At 69.2% G+C, this 19,381-nt stretch carries 20 protein-coding genes; 13 read left to right on the top strand and 7 right to left on the bottom strand.

The features are described 5' to 3' along the window. Positions 1-6 precede the first annotated feature (6 nt). Entirely contained in the window at positions 7-150 is a 144-nt protein-coding gene (locus ACFV9C_RS40670) for a hypothetical protein (protein WP_380202635.1), read from the top strand. Positions 151-216: 66 nt separating this feature from the next. On the opposite strand, the gene ACFV9C_RS40665 is transcribed toward ACFV9C_RS40670, so the two are convergent. Continuing rightward, complete coding sequence (locus ACFV9C_RS40665) at positions 217-1,467, bottom strand: MFS transporter (RefSeq protein ID WP_380202633.1); 1,251 nt, start codon at positions 1,465-1,467, stop codon at positions 217-219. Positions 1,468-1,836: 369 nt separating this feature from the next. Here ACFV9C_RS40665 and ACFV9C_RS40660 point away from each other — a divergent pair, with 369 nt between their 5' ends. Further along, positions 1,837-4,395, top strand: coding sequence for an MXAN_6230/SCO0854 family RING domain-containing protein (locus ACFV9C_RS40660; protein ID WP_380202631.1), 2,559 nt, complete (start codon positions 1,837-1,839; stop codon positions 4,393-4,395). Positions 4,396-4,531: 136 nt separating this feature from the next. After that, entirely contained in the window at positions 4,532-5,077 is a 546-nt protein-coding gene (locus ACFV9C_RS40655) for a hypothetical protein (RefSeq protein WP_380202629.1), read from the top strand. 113 nt (positions 5,078-5,190) lie between these two features. Here the strand turns inward: ACFV9C_RS40655 and ACFV9C_RS40650 are convergent, their stop codons facing one another. Continuing rightward, positions 5,191-5,949: a FadR/GntR family transcriptional regulator gene (locus ACFV9C_RS40650; RefSeq protein WP_380202627.1), complete on the bottom strand. Its 759-nt coding sequence runs from the start codon at positions 5,947-5,949 to the stop codon at positions 5,191-5,193. 109 nt (positions 5,950-6,058) lie between these two features. Between ACFV9C_RS40650 and ACFV9C_RS40645 the strand changes: the two genes are divergently transcribed. The 10 genes from ACFV9C_RS40645 to ACFV9C_RS40600 all read left to right on the top strand — a co-directional run bounded on the left by ACFV9C_RS40645 (position 6,059) and on the right by ACFV9C_RS40600 (position 16,252). Then, positions 6,059-7,570, top strand: coding sequence for an ABC transporter substrate-binding protein (locus ACFV9C_RS40645; RefSeq protein WP_380202625.1), 1,512 nt, complete (start codon positions 6,059-6,061; stop codon positions 7,568-7,570). Next, entirely contained in the window at positions 7,567-8,511 is a 945-nt protein-coding gene (locus ACFV9C_RS40640) for an ABC transporter permease (RefSeq protein WP_380202623.1), read from the top strand. Before ACFV9C_RS40645 ends, ACFV9C_RS40640 begins: the two co-directional genes overlap by 4 nt. Then, positions 8,508-9,326, top strand: a complete 819-nt coding sequence (locus ACFV9C_RS40635; RefSeq protein WP_380202621.1) for an ABC transporter permease — start codon at positions 8,508-8,510, stop codon at positions 9,324-9,326. The genes ACFV9C_RS40640 and ACFV9C_RS40635 overlap by 4 nt, the downstream gene beginning before the upstream one ends. After that, positions 9,323-10,276 (top strand): ABC transporter ATP-binding protein, encoded by a 954-nt coding sequence (locus ACFV9C_RS40630; RefSeq protein WP_380202619.1) that lies wholly within the window; start codon positions 9,323-9,325, stop codon positions 10,274-10,276. The genes ACFV9C_RS40635 and ACFV9C_RS40630 overlap by 4 nt, the downstream gene beginning before the upstream one ends. After that, the gene (locus ACFV9C_RS40625) at positions 10,269-11,135 is read left to right on the top strand and encodes an ATP-binding cassette domain-containing protein (RefSeq protein ID WP_380202617.1); all 867 of its coding nucleotides are present in this window, start codon (positions 10,269-10,271) and stop codon (positions 11,133-11,135) included. Before ACFV9C_RS40630 ends, ACFV9C_RS40625 begins: the two co-directional genes overlap by 8 nt. Further along, entirely contained in the window at positions 11,132-12,565 is a 1,434-nt protein-coding gene (locus ACFV9C_RS40620; RefSeq protein WP_380202615.1) for an aldehyde dehydrogenase family protein, read from the top strand. The genes ACFV9C_RS40625 and ACFV9C_RS40620 overlap by 4 nt, the downstream gene beginning before the upstream one ends. Positions 12,566-12,576: 11 nt before the next feature. Further along, entirely contained in the window at positions 12,577-13,362 is a 786-nt protein-coding gene (locus tag ACFV9C_RS40615) for an SDR family NAD(P)-dependent oxidoreductase (protein ID WP_380202613.1), read from the top strand. Positions 13,363-13,370: 8 nt separating this feature from the next. Next, positions 13,371-14,732 carry an amidase gene (locus ACFV9C_RS40610; RefSeq protein ID WP_380202611.1) on the top strand — a complete coding sequence of 454 codons (1,362 nt, stop codon included), beginning with the start codon at positions 13,371-13,373 and terminating at the stop codon, positions 14,730-14,732. 174 nt (positions 14,733-14,906) lie between these two features. Beyond that, the gene (locus tag ACFV9C_RS40605) at positions 14,907-16,010 is read left to right on the top strand and encodes a hypothetical protein (protein ID WP_380202609.1); all 1,104 of its coding nucleotides are present in this window, start codon (positions 14,907-14,909) and stop codon (positions 16,008-16,010) included. Beyond that, positions 16,007-16,252, top strand: coding sequence for a hypothetical protein (locus tag ACFV9C_RS40600; RefSeq protein WP_380202607.1), 246 nt, complete (start codon positions 16,007-16,009; stop codon positions 16,250-16,252). The genes ACFV9C_RS40605 and ACFV9C_RS40600 overlap by 4 nt, the downstream gene beginning before the upstream one ends. Here ACFV9C_RS40600 and ACFV9C_RS40595 read toward each other — a convergent pair whose 3' ends face one another. From ACFV9C_RS40595 to ACFV9C_RS40575, 5 genes are all read right to left on the bottom strand, one after another. Then, positions 16,253-16,966 (bottom strand): polysaccharide deacetylase family protein, encoded by a 714-nt coding sequence (locus ACFV9C_RS40595; RefSeq protein WP_380202605.1) that lies wholly within the window; start codon positions 16,964-16,966, stop codon positions 16,253-16,255. It abuts the gene before it with no gap. Beyond that, complete coding sequence (locus ACFV9C_RS40590; protein WP_380202603.1) at positions 16,963-17,835, bottom strand: glycosyltransferase family 2 protein; 873 nt, start codon at positions 17,833-17,835, stop codon at positions 16,963-16,965. The genes ACFV9C_RS40595 and ACFV9C_RS40590 overlap by 4 nt, the downstream gene beginning before the upstream one ends. Positions 17,836-17,900: 65 nt before the next feature. Then, positions 17,901-18,488 (bottom strand): DUF2461 family protein, encoded by a 588-nt coding sequence (locus ACFV9C_RS40585; protein ID WP_380202601.1) that lies wholly within the window; start codon positions 18,486-18,488, stop codon positions 17,901-17,903. 74 nt (positions 18,489-18,562) lie between these two features. Further along, positions 18,563-18,820, bottom strand: coding sequence for a hypothetical protein (locus tag ACFV9C_RS40580; protein ID WP_380202599.1), 258 nt, complete (start codon positions 18,818-18,820; stop codon positions 18,563-18,565). Positions 18,821-18,823: 3 nt separating this feature from the next. Continuing rightward, positions 18,824-19,231 (bottom strand): hypothetical protein, encoded by a 408-nt coding sequence (locus ACFV9C_RS40575; protein WP_380202597.1) that lies wholly within the window; start codon positions 19,229-19,231, stop codon positions 18,824-18,826. Positions 19,232-19,381: the final 150 nt, after the last annotated feature.

The raw sequence follows: 19,381 nt of genomic DNA, 5'->3' as shown, positions 1-19,381 counted from the left end.
TGCACCATGACGAAGACCAGCACCGGCAACGAGTGGTTCCGCGGCGGCAACGAGTGGTTCACCGGCACCGGCAACGAGTGGTTCCAGGGTGGCAACGAGTGGCTCCGCGAGCCTGGCAATGAATGGTTCCGTAGCGGCAACGAATGGTGACCCGAGAATTCTTTACCGACATTTAACGGAGCTGATCGGGAGATATTTGCGCGGATCTCCGGCGGCTCAGTTGGCAGAAAATTCGTTCGCGGCCCGGCGGGCACGTGCCCAGGCAGTGCCCGCCAGCAGGGCCGCGCAGGTACCGACAGCCCCCATCGTGCCCAGCGCCACCGACGGCGACCAGTTGTCGGCGAGCAGCCCGGCGAGCAGGATCCCGATCCCTTGACTGCTCTTCAGTGCTGTACTCGCGACCCCGAACGCCTGGCCACGCTGTGCGTCCGGCACTGCCTGCACGAACGCAGCGCTGGTCGGCAGGTGGTACGCCGACGCCAGCCCGGACAGCGCCCACAGCGCCACTGAGACCAGCAGGCCGGGCGCGTCGAGGCAGAACACCAGCGGCACGCAGGCAAGGACCGCCAGCGGCCCGAGCAGCCGCAGACGCTGCTCCGGCTGCCACTTGGTGATCAGCCACATGCCGAGTACGGCGCCTGCCGGGCTGGCGGCGAGCAGGAAGCCGGCCGCGGTGGTGCCGTGTCCGATCTCGTGCGCGTACGGGACGGCGAGGCCCTCCACGGTCACGTAGAAGCCGGCGATCGTGGCGAGCAGCACCAGCGTCCGCAGTTGCGGCGTACGGGCGACGAGGGAGAAGCCGGCCACGAGGTCGCGGAAGTAGCTCGTGGCTGGCGCATTCGTGCCATGACCGGCCTGGCCACCGTTCGGGGTCGGCCGGCGCTGCACGCCGAAGACGACCAGCAGGGCCGACAGTACGAACGTCGCCGCGTCCAGCAGCAGCCCGCCGGACGTCCCGGCGGCCACCACGACCGCGCCGCCGAACCCGAACCCGAGGACCTGGCTGAACTGCACGACCATGTCGTTCGCGGCCTTGCCGAGGACGTAATGGTCACCGGGAAGTACGGCGGGCAGCGTCGCCGCTCGCGCCGCGTTGAACGGTGAGCCGAACGCCTGCAGGGCGAGCAGCAGCACGATCACCGTGATCAGGGGGAGGGCGTGGATTGCCATGGCCGCAACGAGAATCGCGCGGGCCACGTCGGTGACGATCATCACGGTGCGGCGGGGGTAGCGGTCGGCGATGCCGGAGAGGAGGGGGCCGAAGAGGAGATCGGGGATGTAGGTGAGGGCGTAGGTGAGCGCCGTCAGGCCGGCCGAGGAGGTGCGGTCGAAGACCAGGACGGAGAGTGCCACGCGGGCGATCTGGTCGCCTGCGACGGACAGTACGCCGGCCAGGAACAGCGCCCGGAACTCCGCATGCCCGAAGACGTCCCGCCACCGCGCACGTTCGATCACCCCACCGGTCATACCTGGAACGTTAACCACATTCCGTGGTCTCACACCTCCTGACTGTGAGCAACGTGACGGAGTCGCGGCGCATCAGTGCCAAATCTTGGTCAGATCGGGGACCCGGTGGGGCAAGATTTGGATGAACGTTCTACTCTGGTGTTCTCCGGTGGCGGGGTCTGGGCGGGGCGGCCCCGACCCTGCCACCGGGCTCTTTTTGTGGGGGCCTGTGGTGTTCCTGGGCCATCCGGAAACTGTCGGTGGCGCCCGGTAGCGTTCTCAGTGCCAGGGGCGGCTCCTGGACGTGCTTCCTTCTCCTTCACCAGGCAAAGTAGCGCGTCCGCTCTCCGCCCCTGGCGCCTTCGTCCTGACGCTCACGGGGAGACGCCCATGCCCGATCAACCAGCGGCCGTGCTGCTGCGTCGGCGGCGGCTGGTCGATGCGACGGCGTTGACTCCGCCGGTACGGCGGTCCGCCTGGCAGTGGCTGCGGCGGCCGTTGACGATCCAGGCGGGACTGTCCGCGCTGCAGGCGGACCTGATCCAGCGCGGGCTGCTGCTGTCGGTCGGCCTGTACCGGTACTGCGCTTCGCTGTCCGCGCCCGCGCTGGCAGGGTTCGGCAACGCGCTGCTGGAGCTGCTCGACGCCGAGTCCGGGTTCGACACCGAGCACACGCCGTTGTTCCGCGGGTTCCCGGAGAGCGTGCCGGGCAACACCGAGACCTTCTACGTGAACAGGGTCTTCGCACGGCTACTCCAAGAGCCCGAGCAGCCGTGTGTGCTGTGCGGCGACACCAGCTCCGTGCATGCGGTCTCGCCGTGTGCGCACCTGGTCTGCCGGACCTGCTGGGACGGGGCCGACTTCAGCGCCTGCCCGCTGTGCCTGCGGCGCATCGACCCGAACGACCCGTTCCTCCGCCCGTCGGCCGACGAGGACGAAGAGGTCCACGTCCGCTCTGACCGTCTGCGGCTGCTGTCGCTGGCCACCGCCGACTCGGTGCGACAGACGATCGAGGGTCTGCTGGCCCGCCGATCCCCGTTGTCCGCAGCGGATCGCGCGGACCTGCAGCTCTTGCTCGACGGCGCCAGCTCGGCGTGGCTGCCCGACGACATCCCGGTCCGCGAGACCCGGGCGCTCGTGATCGCACACTTCCTGGCCGCCGAGCCCGCGATGATCGACCGCACCGACACCGCCACCGACGTACTGCGGCTGATCTACGTGCTGATGGACGCCGACCCGGGTCTGCGGACCCCACCCGCCCGGCGGAAGTCGTTGCCTCGGGCAACACGGCGGCTCCTGCTCCAGCGGCTGGACCGGATGCCGGTGGAGACATTGGTGGAGGACCTGTTCCGGCACGAGCGGGCCTGGAAGCGGATCGGCGAAAACCTGCATCCGTTCGAGTTCGCGGCGCGTTGTCCGGTCGCCGCGCTCGCGTTCGCGGTCCTCCGCCGTACGGATCTGGATCTCGGCACGGCCGTCGGGCGTGCGGTGGCGGGTGAGGCGTCGCGGCATCCGCTGGTGCGGGTCGCGGACGGGCGGCTGGTGCTGACCACGTTCGGCTCGCGGGTCGAGGGCGGGTTCACGTACGGGCGTCCCGACCAGGCGCTCGACCTGCTCCGGCAGCGCCCCGGCGAGCTGGTGCGCAGACTTGTACAGCTGGCGCGGGCGCTGCCGCCGGAGCATCACGCGGCCCTCGTCGACGCGCTGACGACTGCCGTCTCGGACGTGTCGCCGGTCGTCCTCACGGCCGCGCTCGGGCAGGTGCGCACGCCACCCGGTGATCTGCGGCTGTTCTTCCCGCGCGGCGGCACCACCCGGGTCTGGACCGCGGTCGACGAACGTGAACCGCTGCCGGCCGCGCTGGCCGCCGAGCTGTCCGGCGTACTGGTCGGCGAAATGTTGCGTAGGGCAACAGGTCTGCCGCGCTGGCGGCGGGCGTTCCTGGACGAGGAGCTGAGCCGGCTGGCGGCGCCCGGTTCGGAGCGGAACGCGTCGGCGAGCCTGCTGCGGATGCCGCGGGGGAGTGCGGTGCCGATCCCGCAGGACGAGCTGCTGCGGCTGTTCCTGCACTGGGTCGAGCCGGCCGGCCGCCGGGTCGATCTGGATCTGTCGGTCGCGGTGTTCGACGACGAGTGGGGTTTCGTCGGGCTGTGCGACTACACCCGGCTGCGGTTCGACGAGGACGCGCTGGTGCATTCCGGCGATCTGACGTCGGCGCCGGGGCCGGGCGGTTCGACGGAGTTCGTCGACGTCGATCTGCGGGCGGTGCGCCGGGTCGGCGGGCGGTACCTGCTGCCGGTCGTGTTCAGCTACAACGACGTACCGTTCGAGGAACTGGAGCGCGGGTTCGTCGGGATGCTGCGGCAGCCGTCGGGGCTGTTCGATCCGGCGGCGGTCGAGGAGCGGTTCGACCTGGCCGGGCCGGCGAAGATCCTGCTCCCGTTCGGCGTCGACCTGCACACGAAGGAGCTCCGCTGGTACGACGTCAACCTGAGCGCCGCCGGGTACGGCCACGACATCGCCCGGTACGCCGGTCAGCTCGGGCTGATGGCGGCGACGCTGGAGGAGGTCCACGGCTCCGGCGACCGGGTCAGCCTGTGGGAGATCTGCTGCTGGCACGCGGCCGCCCGCACCGACGAGATCGTGGTCCGGTGCGCGGACGGGTCCGCCGTCGGGTACCGGCGGACCGCGGGTGAGGACCTGGCGGCGTTCGCGCGCCGGGTGACCGCGCGGCTGGAGCCGGATCGTGCCTGGGACGTGGACGCTGCGGCCGGTGCGGAATTCGTTGCCGTGCTCACCGGAGACGTGGAAGCCCGGCCGGGGGCGGAAGTGTACGCGCTTCATCCGCGCCTGCTGGACAACGCGAGTGTCGCGCTGATCGATGCGCCGCACCTGCTCGCGGTGCTGGCCCCCGACAGCCGGGCGCGGGCGAGCGTGCGTGCGGTCTGAGCCCGGGCAACCCCTTCGCTCGGGCGAGTCTGGCAGGAGCCTGAGAGGATTTTGACAATTCCGTGACGGACGCGAGTCCGGTGCTTTGGTGCGCTCCGGGCCTGGAGTACAACGGAATTGGCGAAGGGAGCCACGAATGACGTACGACGTGGTGGTGCTCATCGAGCGCGAGATGAGCGAGGGCGACGCGCGACGCGTGGCCGCCCTGCACGCGAAGCGTGAGGAAGTCGTCAACTACCACCTGCTGATCTCCAGTCATCCGGAGAACGGCCCGGGTGGTCCGATGGCGTTGCTGGGTTCGACGTTCGCGGATGTGGCCGGGCTGACCGGTTCGGCGTCCGTGGTCGGCTCCGCGACGGCGCCGTCGGCGTGGACCGGTCCGCCGCCAGTGGCCCGAACACAGCTGGCGACCCTCGCGGACCCCGCGGTCGATCTCGCCTCGGTGATCGAGCACAGCGCACGTCAACTCCGGGCCGCGAGCGGGTTCCCGGTGCAGGTCTCGATCACGCACGGCGAGGTGCTGCTGGCGCTGATGCAGATGGTGAAGACGACGAGCAGCCAGGAGGTCGTGGTGGTCGCCTGGCCGGAGACCGCGGCGCGGTTCCTGTGCTCCGACTGGACCACGAAGGCGCGCAAGGTGCTGAAGGTCCCGCGGATCCGGATCCTCGAGCACGACAGCTGAGGAGGACCGGTACCGGACGGCAGGATGCAGGCGTTACGCCTCGAGCGGGCGGGCTCGGCGTACCAGGCGCTCGGCGCCACTGCCTCCTGTCGTTCGGCCCCGGTCCTCGGGGGTCAGTCCTGGATGAGCGCGAGCAGGGTCTCGCGCTCCGCCTCCGGTACGTAGCCGGCGTAGTAGTCGAACATGTTCTGCCGGGCGATCCGGGCGGCGGCGTGGCCGTTGCCGGTGCGGATCGCGTCGACCACCTCGGCGTGGTGGTGCAGCGACTCGAGCATCAGCGCGCGGCTGTTCGGTGCGTGCGCGATCTTGTCCGAGATCAGCCCGAGTACGACGCCGCGGACGACCTCGTTACAGGTCTGGATCAGTGAGTTCCGGCTGATCCGGGCGATCAGCTCGTGGAACGCCAGATCGGCCTCGCTGAACGCGTCGAAGTCGACGTCGATCGCGTCCCGCATCGCGACCAGGGTGGCCTCGAGCGCGTCCAGCTCCTCCTGGGTCCGCAGCCGGGACGCGACCTGGATCGCGGCGCCGTCCATGATCATCCGGAACCCGATCAACTCACTCAGCGTGACCTCGTCGACCCGGGCCAGCCGGGCCACCTGCTTGCGCAGCGCGGCCTGCGAGAACGGCAGGATCTCCGGCCCGTTCGGGTCGCCCGGCCGGGAGCGCACCACGCCGTTGCTCTCCAGCACCCGCAGTGCCTCGCGGACGGTCGACCGGCTGACCGCGAACTGTGTGACCAGCTCACGCTCGCTCGGCAGCCGCTGACCGGGGGTCAGCTCGCCGCGGGCCAGCGCCTCCTCGACCTGCTCGACGATCCGCTGGTAGGCGCGCACGGGTTGCACCGGCTGGAACTGCGGAGACTTCGGCATTCGGCACACCCCCAGTCGCTTGACAGGCACCTGAGCAGGGGACAAACCTAGTGGCCCATTGAGACCTAGTCCACTGGTCGGACCAGTTGGGTGCACTGGAGGAGTAGACGTGAAGTCGTTCCCTATGCGGGTGGTCGCACTGCTCGCCGCCGCGGCTCTACTCTCCGTGACCGCGTGCTCGGCCGGGTCCGGTACGTCGTCCGGCGGCAGCTCGCCGGGAGGCGGGCAGAACCTGTCGATCGGCCTGGTCGCGGAGCCGGCCAGCCTGGACTTCACCACCACCGACGGCGCCGCGATCCCGCAGGCGCTGCTCGGGAACGTGTACGAGACGCTGGTCAAGCAGGACGACTCCGGCAAGATCGTGCCGTCGCTGGCGAAGTCGTGGACGGTGTCCCCGGACCGCAAGACGTACACGTTCGACCTGGTCGGCAACGCGCAGTTCACCAACGGCAAGCAGTTCACCGCGAGCGACGCGGTGTTCAGCATCAACCGGGTGAAGACCGCGTGGACGATCTCGCTGAAGAGCGCGATGGACGTGGTCTCCGGCGCGAAGGCGGTGTCGCCGACGCAGTTGCAGGTGACACTCTCCAGGCCGAGCAACGACTGGCTGTTCCGGATGACGACCCGGATCGGCGCGATGTTCTCCGAGACCGGCGTCAGCGCACTGGCCACCGCGCCGGTCGGCACCGGGCCGTTCAAGTTCTCGAAGTGGAACCGCGGCGACTCGATCGTGCTGGCCCGCAACGACGACTACTGGGGCACCAAGCCGTTCTTCCAGCAGATCACGCTCAAGTACTTCAAGGACGCGACCGCGCTGAACAACGCGCTGCTGACCAGCACGATCAACGTGATCGGCACGGTGCAGGCGCCCGAGGCGCTGAGCCAGTTCACCAGCAACTCGAAGTACCAGGTGATCGAGGGGACGACGAACGGCGAGGTGCTGCTGTCGTTCAACAACTCGCGGCCGGTGTTCAAGGACCTCCGCACCCGGCAGGCGATCCGGATGGCGATCGACCACAAGGCGCTGCTCGACACCTGCTGGGCCGGGCGCGGCAAGCTGATCGGCAGCATGGTCCCGCCGACCGACCCGTGGTACGAGGACCTGACCGGGGTCGCGCCGTACGACCTGGCCAAGGCGAAGTCGTTGTTGCAGGCCTCCGGTGCGGCCGGGCAGACGCTCCGGCTCCGGCTCCCGACGTTGCCGTACGCAACGTCCTGCGGCCAGGTGGTGAAGAGCGACCTGGAGCAGGCCGGCCTGAAGGTGCAGATCGACCAGCTGGAGTTCCCGGCCGCGTGGTTGACCACGGTGTTCAAGAACGCCGACTACGACATGTCGATCATCGCGCACGTCGAGCCGCGCGACCTGGGCGCGGTGTTCAACGCGAAGTACTACACCCGGTACGACGACCCGACGCTGCAGGCCGACCTGGCCGCGGCCGACGCCGGTGACGAGGCCACGCAGGTCGCGGACATGAAGAAGGCGGCCAGGCGGCTGTCCGAACAGGCCGCGGGCGACTGGCTGTTCCTGCTGCCGAACCTGATGGTCGCGGACAAGGACATCAAGGGGCTGCCAACGAACGCGATCACCGAGAACTTCGATCTGTCCAAGCTCAGCCGATGATTCTCCGCCTGATCGAGCGCACCGGCGTGTTCTTGGTCAGTCTCGCGGTGAGCACGGTGCTGGTCTTCGCGTTCATGGCGGTGCTGCCCGGCGACCCCGCCCGGGTCGCGCTCGGCGTGAACGCCTCGGACGCGGCGGTGGCCGAACTGCGCCGGCAGTTCGGTCTCGACCGCCCGCTGCCGACGCAGTACTTCGACTGGGTCGGCGGTCTGCTGCACGGCGACCTCGGTACGTCGTACGTGTCGAAGGTGGCGATCGGCCCGCAGGTGTTCGACCGTCTGCAGGTCACGCTCTGGCTGGTCGTCGCCGGGATGATCGTCGCGCTGGTCGTCGCCGTGCCGGCCGGGACCGTGATGGCGGCGCGGCACCGGCAGGTCTCCGGGCTGGTGCTCTCCACGGTGTCGCAGCTCGGTGTCGCGATCCCGGCGTTCCTCGCGGGCATCCTGCTGATCGTGGTGTTCGCGGTGAAACTCGGCTGGCTCCCCGCCAACGGCTGGACCCCGCCGGCGCAGGATCCCGCGATGTTCCTCAAGCAACTGATCCTCCCCGCGCTGTCGCTGGGCCTGGTCCAAGGCGCTGTCCTCACCCGGTACGTCCGCAGCGCCGTATTGGACGTGTTGCGCGAGGACTATCTCCGCACCGCCCGCGCCAAAGGCCTCCGCCCGTTCCAAGCCCTGTGGAAACACGGCCTCCGAAACGCCGCTGTTCCGGTCGTAACAGTCCTGGGCCTCCAGTTGGCCACCCTTCTCATCGGAGCAGTCGTCGTCGAACGCGTCTTCGTGATCCCCGGCCTGGGCAGCCTCCTGCTGGACGGTGTCTCGAACCGCGATCTGCTGCTGGTGCAGGACGTGGTGATGGTCCTCGTGCTCGCAGTACTCCTGGTCAACTTCCTGGTGGACGTCCTGTACGTCGCCCTCGACCCCCGGCTGAGGTCGGCATGAGGCGCCGCAACCCGAGCCTCTTGGCGGGAGCCGTCATCGTCGGCGTGATCGTGCTGATGGCCCTCGTCTCGTTCGTCTGGACGCCGTACGACGCCACCCTCGTCACCCCGGCGTCGCGGCTGCTGAAGCCGTCGTGGTCGCACTGGTTCGGCACCGACAAGTTCGGCCGCGACGTCCTCAGCCAGGTCATGGTCGGCTCCCGTACGACGTTGTTCGTCGGCGTCGTCGCGGTCGGCGTGGCCGCGGTCATCGGCGTACCGCTCGGGATCCTCGCGGCGATGACGCGGCGGTGGGCGGCGGAGCTGGTGATGCGCGGGAACGACCTGCTGCTCGCGTTCCCGGCGTTGCTGCTCGCGATCATGTTCGGCGCGGTGTTCGGGGCCGGCACGCTCACCGCGATGGTTGCCATCGGCATCGCTTCGGTGCCGAGCTTCGCGCGGGTGATCCGGAGCGGCGCGCTGCAGGTGATGCGGACCGAGTACGTGCTCGCGGCACGGGCGGCGGGGCGCCGGCCGTGGCCGATCGCCGTACGGCATGTGCTGCCGAACGTGACGAGTCTGATCACCGTGCAGGCGTCGGTGTCGTTCGCGATCGCGGTGCTGGCCGAGGCGGCGTTGTCGTTCCTCGGGTACGGCACGCCGCCGCCGACGCCGTCGTGGGGCCGGATGCTGCAGGAGAGCCAGGAGTTCCTGTTCAGCGCGCCGCGGCTGGCGATCTTCCCGGGGGTGGCGATCGCGATCGCGGTGCTCGGGTTCAACCTGTTGGGCGACGGTCTGCGCGACCGGTTCGATCCGAAGCTGGAGGACCGGCGATGAGTGACGTGCTGACGGTGCGCGGGTTGTCGGTGTCCGTGCGGGACACGACGCTCGTGTCCGACGTGGACCTGACGGTCGGCGCGGGGGAGCGGGTCGGGCTGATCGGGGAGTCCGGGTCGGGGAAGTCGCTGACCGCCTTGAGCATTCTCGGGTTGTTGCCGGAGGACGTCCGGGCCGGCGGTTCGGTCCGGCTGGACGGGGTCGACCACGAGTTGGTCGGTGCGGACGAACGGCGGATGTCGCGGGTCCGCGGGCGGGACATCGCGATGGTGTTCCAGGAGCCGATGACCGCGCTGAACCCGACGATGCGGGTCGGCGACCAGGTCACCGAGGCGATGCTGATCCACAAGACGCTGGCCAAACCAGCGGCTCGTACGGCGGCGGCCGACCTCCTGGAGCGGGTGCAGTTGCCGCCGGAAACGCTCCGCGCGTACCCGCATCAGCTGTCCGGTGGCATGAGGCAACGAGTCGTGCTGGCGCTTGCCCTGGCCAACGATCCGGCGCTGCTGATCTGCGACGAGCCGACGACGGCGCTCGACGTCACGGTCCAGGCACTGGTCCTCGACCTGATCGTGCGCGGCGTGGTCGATCGGTCGTCGGCATTGCTCTTCATCACCCATGACCTCGCCGTCGTCGCCACCGTCTGCGAACGGGTTCTGGTGATGTACGGCGGCCGCGTCGTGGAGGCGGGTTCTGTCGCGGAGGTGTTCACGCGGCCCCGGCATCGGTACACGGAAGGTCTGCTCGCGGCGTCCGACCTGGACACCAACGACCGGCGGCTGACCACGATCCCGGGCAACGTCCCGCCCGCGGGGAAGTTCCCGTCCGGCTGTGTCTTCCGTACCAGGTGCGCGCACGCGACCGCCCTGTGCGAGGAGATGCCGCCGTGGTCGGGGTCGGAGACCGACGGTTTCGCCTGTCATCACCCGGCTGGAGGCACCGATGGCTGAGCACCCCCCGGCAGGCCGGTCCACGCCGGAACCGGTCATCCAGGTGGTCGACGTCGTCCGCGACTACCCCCGCCCACGTACGTCCCTCCTGAAGCCGGCTCCTGCCGTGCACGCGCTCCGCGGCGTCAGCCTGGAGGTCAAGCAGGGCGAGCGGTTCGGCATCGTCGGCGAGTCCGGCTGCGGCAAGTCCACGCTGCTCCGCATCATCGCCGCCCTCGACCGCGCGACCTCCGGCCACGTGTTCGTCGAAGGCACCGATATCACCCACCTCCCGGAGCGCCGGCTCCGGCCGCTCCGCGAGAACCTGCAGCTCGTCTTCCAGGACCCGATGAGCTCGCTCGACCCACGTATGCGGGTCCGCGACATCATCGCCGAACCCCTTGTCGTCCAAGGACATCCGGCGTCCGGCGCGCGCGTCCGCGAGCTGCTCGAAGCGGTCGGCCTCTCCGCCGACGCGGGCGACCGGTACCCGCACCAGTTCTCCGGCGGACAGCGCCAGCGGATCTCGATCGCCCGCGCCCTCGCCCCGCGCCCGCGGATCCTGATCGCCGACGAGCCGGTCAGCGCGCTCGACGTCTCGGTCCGCGCCCAGGTCCTGAACCTGATCTCGGACCTGGTCGACGAGCTGGACCTGACGCTCGTGTTCGTCTCGCACGACCTGTCCGTGGTCAAACACGTCTGCGACCGCGTCGCCGTCATGAACGCCGGCCAGATCGTCGAGACCGGCTACACCGCGGACGTGTACGCCGCCCCGCAGCATCCGTACACGCAGCGCCTGGTCTCGGCGATCCCGACGCTGCAACGCGCACTCTCCGGCGCGACCACCTCCGACCTGCTCGCGAAGGGAGATCCCGCATGAAGTTCCCCGCCGGCTTGCCGATCGGCGAGTCGTGGATCGAGACACCGGCCACCGCACCGGTGATCTTCCCGTACGACGGGTCGACGGTGGCGGATGCGCCGGTCGGTGAGGTTGCCCTGGCGCGGGCGGCGCTCGAGAACGCGCTCGCCGTACGTGAAGAGGTCGGCCGGTTGCCGTCGTACGTGCGTCGGAAGGTCTTGCAGGGTGTGCATTCTGCGGTGCTGGCGGAGCGGGACGCGTTCGTCGAGCTGCTCGTGCTGGAGACCGGGAAGCCGCTGGTCGACTGCCGGGTCGAGATCGATCGGACGCTGCTGACGCTGGAGACGTCGGCGGAGGAGGTCGCGCGGTTGCACGGTGAGACCGTGCCGCTGGATCTGCTGCCGAGCGGTGCGGGGCTGCAGGGGTTCTGGGTGCGGAAGCCGATCGGGGTGGTGGTCGGGATCACCGGGTTCAATTACCCGTTGTTGCTCGCGGCCCACAAGATTGCGCCGGCGTTCGCGGCCGGGTGCCCGATCATCGTGAAGCCCGCGCCGCAGACGCCGCTCGCGACGCTGTGGCTCGCGCACGTGATGCGCTCGGCGTTGGCTGATGCCGGCGCGCCATCGAGCGCGTTGCAGGTGGTCACGGGCGGGCCGGAGGTTGGGGCGACGCTGACGACCGATTCACGGATCGGCGCGGTGTCGTTCACCGGATCGGCCGCGGTCGGGCACCGGATCGCGCGGGACGCGGCGCCGACCAAGGTACTGCTCGAGCTCGGGTCGAACTCGGCGCTGGTCGTTGCCGGCGACGCCGATCTGGACGCGGCCGCGGACGCGATCGTGCGCGGCGGGTACTACGCGTCCGGGCAGGCCTGCATCTCGGTGCAGCGGGTGATCGCGGTCTCGGCGGTGCGCTCCGAGTTGCTGGCGAAGCTGGGTGCTCGGCTTCCGGGCGTCGTCGTCGGCGATCCGCGGGATCCGGAGACGCGGGTGTCCGCGTTGATCAACCCGGCGTCGACGGCACGGGTCCGGCAGTGGGTGGACGATGCCGTGCAGGCGGGGGCGTCGATCGCCTACGAGGCTCCGGGGGAGGTGCTCGGGCCGACGGTGCTGACCGACGTACCGGATGGTCTGCCGGCGTGGGACGAGGAGATCTTCGGGCCGGTGATCGCCGTACGGTCGGTTCCAGATGTGGAGAGTGCGCTGCGGGTCGTGAACGAGACGCGGTACGGGTTGCAGGCGAGTGTGTTCACGTCGTCGCTGGAGACCGCGTTCGCGGCGATCGATCGGCTGGAGGTGGGGGGAGTGGTGGTCAACGATGTGCCTGGTTTCCGGTCGGACGTGATGCCGTACGGCGGGGTGAAGGACTCCGGGACCGGGCGGGAGGGGCCGCGGTTCGCGATCGAGGAACTGACCACGACCCGGATGGCGATCATCCGCCCGCGCCCATGACAGGTGAGCCGATGGACTACACGAAGCTGTTCCGGCTGGACGGAAAGCACGCCGTGGTGATCGGCGCCGGCAGCGGCATCGGCCGAGCAAGCGCCCTAGCCCTCGCCGCCCACGGCGCGCGCGTCACCTGCGCCGACCGCGACCTGCCAGCCGCCCAAGAAACGGCCGCTCACCGCACCTCCTCCTCCGGCGGCGGTGGGATGACGGCCTACGTGTTGGACGTGCTCGACGATGCGGGAGTCGAGCAGGCTGCGGTCGAGTTGGATCCTGTGGATGTGCTGGTGTTCACCGCCGCGACGAACGTGCGGAAGCGGATCCTCGACTACACCTCCGACGAGTTCGACCGCGTCGTCTCGCTCAACCTGCGCGCGTCCTTCCAACTGATCCGCGCCTTCGGCCGAGGTATGGCGGAGCGCGGAAGCGGCAGCATCATCGGTTTCAGCTCGATCCGCGGTACGACGGTCGAGCCCGGCCAATCGGTGTACGCGGCAACCAAAGCCGGCCTCGTCCAGCTCCTCCGCACCGCGGCCGCCGAGCTCGGACCGTCCGGCGTCCGCGCGAACGCGATCGCCCCCGGTGTCGTCGAAACCCCACTGACCGCCCAGATCAAGGCAAACCAGGCCTGGTACGACGCCTATGCCCAGAAAGGCGCCCTCGGCCGCTGGGCCCAACCGCACGAGCTCGCCGGTGCCGTCGTCTACCTCGCCTCCGACGCCGCCAGCTTCGTCACCGGCAGCGTCCTGGCCGTCGACGGCGGCTGGACCGCGGTCGACGGCCGCTTCGAACCACCGAACTAGGAGGTTGTATGAGTCTCGCCGACCTGACCGCTGTCGAACTCCTGGCGAAGTACCGCGACGGCTCGTTGTCGCCCGTCGAGGTGATCTCCGACGTACTGGATCGCGTCGCCGCCGTCGAGCCCAAGATCTGCGCGCTGTACGCGTTGGACGCCGAGGGTGCACGGGCCGCCGCGCAGGAGTCGGAGCGCCGGTGGCGGGACGGTACGGCGGGGGCGCTGGACGGCGTACCGGTGACCGTGAAGGAGAACATCGCGACGCGCGGAACGCCCGTACCGCAAGGGACCGCGGCGACCGCACTCGTACCGGCCGCCGAGGACGCACCCGCGGCGTCGCGGTTGCGGGCGGCCGGGGCGGTGATCTTCAGCAAGACGACGATGCCGGAGTACGGGATGCTGTCGTCGGGGGTGTCGACGTTCCACCGGTTGACCCGGAACCCGTGGGACCTGACGAAGACCGCCGGCGGATCGAGCGCGGGCGCGGCGGCCGCGGGCGCCGCCGGGTACGGCCCGGTCCACATCGGCACGGACATCGGCGGGTCGATCCGCCTGCCGGCCGGATGGTGCGGACTCGTCGGGCTGAAGCCGACCCACGGGCGGATCGCGGTCGGCAACCCGTACGCCGGACGCGCGATCGGACCGCTGACCCGGACCGCGGGCGACGCGGCGCTGGCGTTGTCGGTGATGCAGGGGTACGACCCGCGCGACCACACGTCTCTGCCGGTGCCGTCCGACGTGTTCGACGTACAACTGAAGGGACTGCGGATCGCGCTGCTGCTGGACGCCGGTGTCGGACTTCCGGTGGATCCCGAGGTCACGGCCGCCGTCTCGTCGACGGCCTCCGCGCTGGAAGCGGCCGGCGCCATCGTCGAACCGATCCCGCCGATCATCACCCGCGACATGCTCGACGGCCTCGACCACTTCTGGCGGATCCGCTCCGCCACCGACATCGCCGCCCTCCCCGAGGAACGCCGTGCCAAGGTGCTGCCGCAGATCCGTACCTGGGTGTCGACGGCGTCGGACCTCACCGCCGCCGACGTCTTCCACGGCTACAGCCAGATGGCCGCGATGGCGTCCGCGGTCACCCAGGTCTTCACGACGTACGACGTGATCCTGTCCCCGGTCGCCCCGATCACCGCGTTCCCCGCCGAACTCGCCTACCCGACCGACGACCCCGCCAAGCCCTTCGAACACATCGCCTTCACCGTCCCCTACAACATGTCCCACCACCCCGCCACCACCGTCAACGCCGGCTGGTCCACCACAGGCCTCCCCATCGGCGCCCAACTCGCCGTCCCCCACCACCAGGACCTCACCGCCCTCGCCCTGGCCGCCCACCTCGACAACCACACCAAGAACTGGCCAACGAACTGATACGACGCATCTGTTAGCGAGGCGATCGCCCGACGTACCAGGGACCAAGGCTTCGCCACCCACCCCGACAACTTCGCCACCGGCCTCACCTGGCTCCTCGACACCATCGAACACACCTACAGCTGACCCAGTACTCCTACGATGGTGGTCTGTCCGATTGTGGGGGGAACCATGGTGGTGCTGGTCAAAGACGGGGATCGCTGGGCTGCCGCCGATCCGCGGTCGTGGGGCTCGGAAGCCGACCTGGAACAGGTGCTCGCCGACCACCCGTACTTGATCCCGGGTTGTGACAGCGCAGCCGTCGCCCGGCAGTTCGCGATCGCCGGCGTTGGGGTCGTCGACCTGGTCTGCACCGACGAGTTCGGGACGATCACCCTGATCGAGTGCAAGCTGGCGCGGAACGCCGAGATCCGGCGGGCCGTGATCGGCCAGATCTTCGCCTACGCGAGCGGTTTGACCGGTACGTCGGAGCCGGACTTCTCGACCGAGTTCGCCCGGCGATCCGGAAGCTCACTCCTCAGCGCCCTGCCGGAGGCAGACGTCGATGCAGACGAACTCTCCCACCGCATCGGCGCGAACCTCGCCGCCGGCCGGCTCCGCCTGGTCGTCGCGGTCGACGCGATCACCTCGGAGTTGCGGGCGATCATCGAGTACCTCAACGTGCACCTCGGTGACTCGGTCTCGATCATGGCGCTGGAGCTGGGACGCGTACTCGTCGGCGGAGCCGAGGTCCTGGTGCCGGCGACGTACGGGGCGGAGGTGGCCGATCGAAAGGCCGCGACCTCCGGGGTACGCCGGCGTTGGTCTGCGGAGGATCTGGAAGGTGCCGCGGAGAACGTCGTCGACGCACCGGCGCGGGACTTCGTCCAGGAGTTGCTGTCGTACGCGCAGACGTCCGGAGCTGTCGTACAAGGCGGAGGTGGGCGAGCACCGTCCGCGGGCTTCTACTACGTGATCGACGGAACCCGGGTCTCGGTCTGGTCGCTGTACGTCAAGGAAGACGACCCGATCCTGGCCTTCAATCTGGGATCCATCGCACGGGCTTCGAGGGATCTCGCGCTCACGTGTCTCGCCGCATTGCGACAGTCCAGAGTCCTTGCGGGCAAACTACCCGAGGACGAGAACCTCGCGCTCGGCCGATACACCGAGTTTCCTGCGGTCGGCATCGCCAACGACCCGGTCGCATTGCAGAGTGTCTGGAGCGCGATCGAGTGCGCGACCAGACGCCCGAGGGATGTGTGCGACTCAACCTTCCCGAGCGGTAGGTTGACGGAATGAGTCAAGCTGCGCCGACCCTGCCGCCGTGTGTTAGTTGTGGTGGTCAGCAGATCGGCAACCTGGAAGTGATCAGCCAGCAGGCAGTGGGCATCCACCCCATCGGTCGGTCGCTCTGGAAACGCCCGATGTCGTCGTTGAGTGCCGTTGTTTGCCTGAACTGTGGCCTGACCAGCCTCTTTGCGGGACAGTTGGACGCCATCCGCGAAGAAGTGCAGAAGAAGCCGCAGGACTTCCTCTGGTAGCTAGCTGTAGGCAGGTAGACCGAGGAGGCGGTCGACTGTGGTGAAGCTGTAGCCGCGTGCGCGCAGTTGAGGAGTCAGCAGTTTGACGGCCTCTACGGTTGCGGCTCTGTCGGCCGATTTTCCGTCCCAGCCGTCGTGGAAGATGATGATCGAACCGGGGCGGGTACTGCGGAGCGCCTGGTCGGCGATCCGGTGCGGGCTGGGCTGGGCAACCTCCAGGAGATGGCAGAACTCGCCGGACACCACCTGCAGACCGTGCTCGTGGAGAAGGCCCGGGAGCGCCGGGATGCGGAGCAGCCACGGCGGCCGGTACAGCGCTGGACGGATGCCCAACTCGCCGAACGCGTCCAGGCCGTGGCGCAGCTCGTCGGCGAGCGTACGGCGTCTCAGGTACTGCGTGAACTCATGAGTGTGACCGTGCAGCCCGATGACATGCCCCGCTGACCTGAGCCGTTTCGTCACCTCGGGATGACGCTGGACGGCCTTGCCGACTTGGAAGAAGGTCGCGCGGATGTCCTCCTCGTCGAGGTAGTCCGCGAGCTCCGAGGTGTACGGCTCGTTCGGCCCGTCGTCGAAGGTCAGCGCGACCACACGCTCGTCACCCGGCCCGCGAAAGGGGAACCGCCCGAGCGCCTGCGAGTAGGGCGACATCATGAACCAGTACGCCGCCCCGACCGCCGCCGCGCCCACTCCCACCGCCCCTCGTGGGTTCATCGTTTCGCCAGCCAGGTGTTCTCGACCAGACCGGCTGCCATGATCGCGCCCGCCATGATCGCGGCCAGCCACGCCAAGCCGATCGCCCGCGCCTTGACGCGCTGCCGCCGTCGGGACTTGACGGCTGTACTCCGAAACGCTGGTGCCGTACCGATCACCGGCCGCCCGGCGGCGCGGTTCAGCATGACCGCGAGCGCGTAGTAGAACAGGAACGAAACCGCCACGTTGTACGCCAACCCACGCGCCAACCGTCGCGCGGAGGTGAAGGTCGGGTTGCTCCGATCGAAGGCAACCCGCCCACGGGTCCGCAGCTGCCGCAACAGCCCCAGCTCGTCCGCGCCCTGGGTCCCGGTCAGGTCGTACCCCGACCACACGTCTTTACGGAACGCGATGTTCGTCGCCGTCACGTACATGACCCGCCCGGTCGCCCGATGCACGAGATGCACGATGTCGAACAGAATCCCGGCGTACACCCGTCCCCACCAGGGTCCACCGACGTACTGGCAGGGTCCGGCGACCGCGACCCGGCCCGGATCCTCCCGGAAGGTCCGGTCGATCCGCGACAACCACCCCGCGTCGAACACGGTGTCCGCGTCGCTCGAGACCACGATCTCGCCGCGCGCCGCCGTACTGCCCCGATGCCGGGCGGCGCAGACACCAGGTCGTTCCTCGCTCACCACGACAGCGCCGTACCCGCGCGCGATCTCGGCCGTCCGGTCCGTGCAGTTGTTGTCGACGACAACGACTTCGACCCCACCGGCGAAGTCTTGTCCTTCGAGCGACCGCAGGCAGTCCGCGATGAACCGCTCCTCGTTGAACGCGGGAATCACGACAGTGAACCTGGGCGCGCCCGGCTCTTCACTCACCATGCCGACAACGCTAAAGACCGCAGCCCGGCGCAACGATGGTGCTAGCCCCCGTATCGGTCGGTGGGTTAGCCCCCTGTCCGCGCCCCTTCGCGGCCCGGTAACGCGACGTTCTCGACCAGCCAGCGGGACAGCGGGCGCAGTGGCGTGAAGGCTTCCAGGACCCGGTCCGCCGCGGCCGCGGTGTGGATCCAGTCCCCGGCACCGAGCGGCCGAGTCGCGATCAGCGACTTGTGCCGCAGCAGCTCCGCCCGCGGATGGTCCGCCGGATACCCGCGCAGCGTCCGCTTCAGCCGATCGCCCGACACCACGTACCCGTCCCGCTCGAGTTTCCGCAGTACGCCGGCCAACCGCCGCCCGGACGCAGCATCGGCTACCGCGGCCCGGTACCGCTCGATCTGCTCCGACGGCGCGTACCACCAGGCCAGGGCGACCTCCAGCCCGTCAAGATCGAACCGCACCGTCAGCTCGACGTTCCGCGCCAGCCGCACGATCGCACTCTGACACTGCCACGCCCGCAACAACACCTCGCCGTACCCCCACACCGCGAAGTCCTCGTACGCCGAATCCGCGTCGGCCACCGCATTCAGCAACCCGACCATCGGCCGCCGAACCAACTCCTCCCGCTCCCGCCGGCACCCCCGCCGAACCTCCACCGAAGGCTCCCCCTCCAACCGCAACAAAACATCAAACGCCCCCCGCGGCCACCCCTCAAAACCCCCGCCCACCGTCAACCAACTACACGATCAAGCCGCGCCGCAGCCTCGCTGACGATCTGCGCAAAAACAGCATCGGTGAGCTTCTCGCCCCAGCCTTCGATGTGGATGACCGTCCCGCCTCGCGCGGCGTACCCGACGTACTGAGCGGAAACCGTGACGCCGTCGTCTGCGGTCGCGGTCTCGAAGCGGAGGGCGATCGCGTCTGCCGAACCACGGAGAGGCAGACGGGATCCGACCCATTCGTACTTCACCTGGTCCGAGGCCACCATCGTCTACTTCGAGCATTTCGCGAACCGACCAGCCAGCTCCGGCACGAGCGTCCCCACCTGCGTCGGCCACGACTGCACCCACTCGGTGACCGACTGCTGCGGGTCCCTGGTGAAGTACTGACCGAGAACCGCAGTGACCGGGTCACCCAGGATGTCTGTCGGGTGGCGGAACACCAGGCACTCCGGTGGGTCGTACTGGGCTCGATAGCCGGGGGTCGGGGTCGGATCGACGGCCACGCCGCCGTCCCAGCCCTTCGGCAGGTCGGCGACCGTCAGCGCGGCCTCCTTCGCTTGGCCGACCGTGAGCGGGACGACCGTCGGCGTTGGCGTCGGGCTGGGAGTCGGCGGCGTCGTCTGGGCGGTGCAGGCGGTCAGGGCTAGTACTGCGAGCAGGGTGAGAGCGCGTTTCACCTAGTACTCGCCGTAGATCTGGACCTTGGTGCCTATTGGGGTGTCCTCGAAGATCTGGTGGATCTCCGAAGACAACCAACGTCCGCTCGGGACTGCGCGGCTGTCAGTTAGATCTGTGCTGAGTCCAAGTAGCTTCATTTGTGGGGCTTT

Source organism: Kribbella sp. NPDC059898, assembly GCF_042730855.1.
Taxonomy (GTDB): Bacteria; Actinomycetota; Actinomycetes; order Propionibacteriales; family Kribbellaceae; genus Kribbella.
The sequence above is the reverse complement of the archived record's forward strand: the minus strand, read 5'-3'. Positions and strand labels throughout refer to the sequence as shown.